General features: G+C 39.8%; 6 protein-coding genes. 5 read left to right on the top strand and 1 reads right to left on the bottom strand.

What is annotated here, in order from left to right; genetic code table 11:
- The 5 genes from AC1DG9_RS22565 to AC1DG9_RS22585 form a co-directional block, all read left to right on the top strand.
- Positions 1-1,489: beta-galactosidase (locus AC1DG9_RS22565; protein WP_477635278.1), on the top strand; the 1,489-nt coding region annotated here is incomplete at its 5' end.
- A gap of 75 nt (positions 1,490-1,564) precedes the next feature.
- Positions 1,565-1,945: a hypothetical protein gene (locus AC1DG9_RS22570; protein WP_288879176.1), complete on the top strand. Its 381-nt coding sequence runs from the start codon at positions 1,565-1,567 to the stop codon at positions 1,943-1,945.
- Between the two features lie 13 nt (positions 1,946-1,958).
- On the top strand, positions 1,959-2,879 hold the full coding sequence (locus AC1DG9_RS22575; RefSeq protein WP_288879177.1) for a helix-turn-helix domain-containing protein: 921 nt from the start codon (positions 1,959-1,961) through the stop codon (positions 2,877-2,879).
- Between the two features lie 93 nt (positions 2,880-2,972).
- Entirely contained in the window at positions 2,973-3,713 is a 741-nt protein-coding gene (locus AC1DG9_RS22580; protein WP_337716799.1) for an SDR family oxidoreductase, read from the top strand.
- A gap of 29 nt (positions 3,714-3,742) precedes the next feature.
- Entirely contained in the window at positions 3,743-4,495 is a 753-nt protein-coding gene (locus tag AC1DG9_RS22585; protein ID WP_477635279.1) for an SDR family oxidoreductase, read from the top strand.
- Between the two features lie 83 nt (positions 4,496-4,578).
- Here AC1DG9_RS22585 and AC1DG9_RS22590 read toward each other — a convergent pair.
- The coding region (locus tag AC1DG9_RS22590) for a RagB/SusD family nutrient uptake outer membrane protein (protein WP_477635280.1) at positions 4,579-5,489 on the bottom strand (911 nt) is incomplete at its 5' end.

Genomic DNA, 5,489 nt, shown 5'->3' on the forward strand with positions numbered 1-5,489 from the left:
GCCTAGTCCTTATGTCTGTGCCGAATGGGAATTTGGAGGTTATCCGTACTGGCTTCAAAATGAACAAGGTCTGAAAGTAAGAAGCCGGGAAAAACAATACCTTGAAGAATACCGCAAATACATTCACGAAGTGGGTAAACAACTTGCTCCCTTGCAGGTCAACCATGGAGGTAATGTGCTTATGGTGCAGATTGAAAATGAATATGGTTCTTATGGATCTGATAAGGAATACTTGCGTATTAACCGTGAGATGTTTATTGATGCGGGGTTCGATGGATTACTATATACATGTGATCCTCAAAAAGACATCAAAAAAGGATTCCTGCCCGGAACACTTCCTGCAATTAATGGGCAAGACAATCCGGAAATCGTGAAAAAGGAAATCCGCGAATTAAATGGTGGCAAAGGCCCCTTCTTTATAGCCGAATGGTATCCGGCATGGTTTGATTGGTGGGGTACACCGCATCATAAAGTTCCGGCTGAACAATATACAGGAAAGCTCGATTCCGTACTTGCAGCTGGCATTTCCATCAATATGTATATGTTCCACGGCGGTAGTACCCGCGCTTTCATGAACGGAGCTAATTACCGTGATACTATACCCTACGAACCTCAGATCAGCAGTTATGATTACGACGCACCACTTGACGAAGCAGGTAACGCAACTGAAAAGTTTATGAAATTCAGGGCGGTTATTGAAAAGCATTTGCCTCCTGGTGCCAAGTTGCCTGCTGTTCCTGCCCCAAAGCCAGCAGCAGCTCTTGATGCTATTCCCTTTTCATCCGAAGTTAGTATTTACGAGTATCTTGGAAAATCAAAGCAAAGCATTCAGCCACTGACTTTCGAAGACCTGAACCAGGCCTATGGATATGTACTTTATCGCACAACTATCAATGGAGGAAAGCAGGGTATGCTAAAAATTGATGGATTGAAGGATTTCGGTCTGGTCTATGTTAACGGTAAACGACAGGGTATTTTGGACAGGAGACTGAATCAGGATAGTCTCATGATAGATTTACCATCGGGTAAGGTCACTCTTGATATATTAGTAGAAAATATGGGAAGGATTAATTTCGGGCCATTTTTACTTCAAAATAAAAAAGGGATTACCGGCAAAGTCACCTTAGCTGGTTCGGTCTTGGAATCATGGGATATGTTTTCATTGCCTTTTGATAAACAGCCACTTAAAAAAGAGGTTAGCAATGCAGTTAATCGGGATGCTCCAATGTTAAAGTATGCAGAATTTGAACTGAAAAACTTACAGGATGCCTATCTGGATATGCGGAAATGGGGTAAAGGCGTGATTTGGGTAAACGGTCATAATCTTGGAAAGTACTGGAGTATTGGCCCTCAGCAAACAATTTACCTGCCTGCTGAATGGCTGAAAAAAGGTAAAAACCAGGTGGTTGTACTTGATTTGCTTAAGACCGATCAGCAGTTTCTTACCAGTCTTAATAAACCAATTTTGGATCAGATTAATACCAGGTAATAATCAATTAAATCAAATTTAACTATTCTATTGAACGATAGAATAGCTAAATTTGGTTGACCATTAATTGATTATATGCTTTCAATCTTCAAAACCTCCTCCATTATTTATTCTTTTAGCATTGCAATAATGCTTATTCCAGCTGCTTGTAGGAAACAGAATAATCCAGATCAAAACAAAAAGGTCAAAGATGCTCCAACGAGCGAACTTGGAACTGTTTTTCCAGAAATCAGGGAGATCAAAAATGATACAGCAAAACTGGCTCTTTATCCTTATGCCAGTTTTTTTATTATTGACCTTGGACTTAAGGGGAGTGAACAAAAACTGAAGATGATCCGCCAGGCTAATAAATCTGATGTTCCTGTAAAAGTGAAAGTATTCCAGGACAATAGAAGTGAGGTAGCGGAAATCTATCCTGCAACTAAACAGGATATTGATAAGTATAAAAAACATTAAAAAACGACTTCTCATGAACCCGAAGGAATCAGTATCGAAAAACCTGGCTGATCTGTACGAGATGATGGGCTTGCCTGTAGACTTGGTAAGTGCCGAGTCGGGGTTTACTGTACATTCCTTAAGAGAAACATTTAAGAATCTTCCTTTTAAATCGATTGCTTACCGACCAGATTATTTCAGCTTTGTTTTCGTTAAAAATGCATACGGAAAGTATATCATAGATGAGATGACATTTGATATTACCCCCGGTACAATCTATTTCACTAATCCGGGAAATTACAGAAGCTTTGAATGGTCTGAAATTACAGAGGCCTATCTGATCACATTTAATGAATCTTATCTGCAAGAACATGTTCATCAGGATGTTTATCAGGACTTTTCTTTTTTGCTTACAGAAACAGTTCAGCCAAGGTTGATGCCACCTGAACAGTTTGATGAAATAGAAAAGCTCTATCACCAGATCCATAAAGAGCATTTAGGCAATTCTATCTATAAGAATAGAATTATTGGAAGCTTGTTTGTGGTTCTGCTATTAAAAATAAAAGAATACTTCTGGCAAAATTATAATCCTATATATGAGGGGAATAGGAGTTCCTTCATTGTTAAAGTATTTAAAAAGAACCTTGAAGATCACTATCGGGCTATCGTTTTTGGTCAGGAAAATATTTTATTACGGGTTCAGGACTACGCAGATTTGCAGCATTTACATCCGAATTACCTAAGTAGCGTAATCAAAACAAAAACAGGTAAACCTGTTAGCACGTGGATTGCTGAAAAAACAGTTGCAAAGGCAAAGTCGCTATTGCATAACTCAGAAGCTTCCATCAAAGAAATTTCTTTTACACTTGGGTTTTCAGAGGCTACCCATTTTAGTAATTACTTTAAGAAGTATACAGAGCTTACTCCGATAGCTTACAGAAAGCTGCAAAGCTAATCTTAGATTTTTATACTTAATCCTTTAATATCCGTCCTTTTTGCAGTTGTTCTTTATCTGACCTTTGAGTTATCAAAATAAGATAAAGAAAACATGAAAACTCTAAAAGAAAAAGTAATTCTGATTACAGGTGCCTCAAGAGGCATAGGCGCAAGTATCGCTCATAAATTAGCATCAGCAGGTGCAAAAGTAATTGTAAACTATGCAGGTGGTAGAGCTGCGGCAGAACAAACCGTAAACGACATTATACAACAAGGTGGTGATGCCATTGCCATTCAGGCAGACGTAAGTAATGCCGCTGCTGTTAAAGCTATGTTTGACACCGCAATTGATCATTATGGCCGGATTGATGTTTTGGTGAATAACGCAGGTATCATGATCAATAAATTACTTAAAGATACTACTGACGAAGATTTTGCACTTCAATTTGATATTAACGTTAAGGGAACTTTTAATACGATGCGTGAAGCAGCTACCCGATTATCGGACAACGGAAGCATCATTAATTTTTCAACTTCTGTGAACCGTATCATGTTGCCTACTTATAGTACTTATGTGGCTACAAAAGCAGCCGTAGAACAATTAACCCGTGTATTTTCTAAAGAGGTTGGTGGCAGAGGTATCAATGTAAACTCAATTTCGCCGGGACCAACCAATACTGAATTATTTACTAAAGGTAAACCTCAGGAAGTTATAGACCGCCTGGCATCTCTTTCTGCTTTTAACCGAATTGGTGAGCCTGAGGATATTGCACAGGTGGTGACATTCCTTGCGGGGGATGAGGCAAAATGGATTACTGCACAGAATATTGGCGTTAACGGCGGCATGGCTTAATCCAATCAGTATTATTTAATCAAAATATCATGAACAGTTTAAAAAATAAAGTGGCATTAATCACAGGATCAGCAAGAGGTTTAGGTAAAGCTATTGCCGAACGTTACGCTGCCTTAGGCGCAGACGTGGTGATCAATTATTCAAGAGATAAAGCATCAGCTGATGAAGTGCTAAGTAATATCAAGGCAATGGGGGTAAGGGTAATTGCGGTACAGGCAGACGTAAGCAAAGTGGCTGATCTGGAACGTCTGTTTGAAACTGCAAAAAAAGAATTTGGGAAAATCGATATCGTAGTAGCCAATGCCGGAATCGAACTGGTAGAAACACCTGTTGTAGATTTTACAGAGGAACAGTTTGACAGGTTATTTGCCATCAACACTAAAGGAGCATATTTTACAATGCAACAGGCTGCAAGAAACGTAGAAGACAAAGGGCGTATCATTTACATTGCTTCCAGTACTACAGCCTTTCCGGTTCAGGGCATGGCTGTGTATGGTGGGAGTAAAACTACACCAAGGTATATGATTGATGTTTTATCTAAAGAGATTGGCCATAGAGGAGTAACTGTAAATACCATCATTCCATTCGCAGTAGATCATTCGGGTATTTTTGCCGAGCCAGATAGCTATCCTGAATTAAGGARACAGTTGCTGGACAGCTGTCCGATGGGTAGACTTGCAGAGGTAGAAGACGTTGCCAATGCAGCTGAATTCTTTGCCAGTGACCTTTCGTCATTTGTTAATGGCCAGCATTTGTTGGTAAATGGCGGGGCTACCAACTAGTGAAATCATTTAAAATATAAAACCGGGTCATTTTCAGACCCGGTTTTATATATAGCGCCGTTAAGTTTATTAGTCAAATACCATTATTTGTTGATATTCGGGTTGTTGTTCAATTCAGTTTGCGGTACAGAGAACAGGTAGTAACTGCTGTTGGGTTTAAAGGCCGAACCATCAGGGAATTTTAAAGTTGTATGCTGCTTTGCAGAAACAACCTTGCTACTTCCATCAGGAGTAATCACAGTAACTTGAAGTGGCTTACCATCTGTACCAAGCGCTGGATTCCTCACTACAGCAGTCTGAGTTCTTAAAATATCAGACAGTGCAAACCCTTCACCCCATAATTCTTTTCTTCTTTCTATAAGAATCTCAGCAATTACCTGATCCTTGGTTTGCGATCCAAGTGTAAACGGATCTGCTTTTCTGGCGGCACGAAGCGAGTTCAGCTGCTCAACTGCTTTTGGTAAGTCTGAATTTCTAGCATAGCCCTCTGCAGCAATCAAAGTCATTTCTGATGCACGCATGAATACGATATCGCCTGTCTGATCAGCCCTGAACTTAAACTTCTGGTAGCGTAAATAACCTTCTCTACTTGGCAGACCGTCCCATAAGAATAGTTTTGTTCTGATGTCATGACTATCAAATAACTTTTGAAAGTTAGGATCGGCCATAAAGCTATAATAATAGGCCGAAGGACTGCTGGTGTCCAGAAAATGGAAGCTATAACTAGCTGTACTTTGATCCGGTTGCTGACCATGTCCCCAAATCCATTCGCTGTTCTTAAGGTCGTTAAACCCATTGCTGTAATCGGCTTCAGACATGTATGGATAGTTCTTTTTTGCTTCAAGTGCATGTTGTGCAGCTAAGTCCCATTTACCCATGTTCAGGTAAGTTCTTGCCAGCAAGCCATTTACTACATCAATGTTGATCTTGTACTTGGTAGTGCTCGGACGCTGATAAGCTGGAAGTAGTTTTTCTGCCTCAGTAAGGTCTGAGA

This window comes from Pedobacter sp. 05L430, assembly GCF_056397585.1.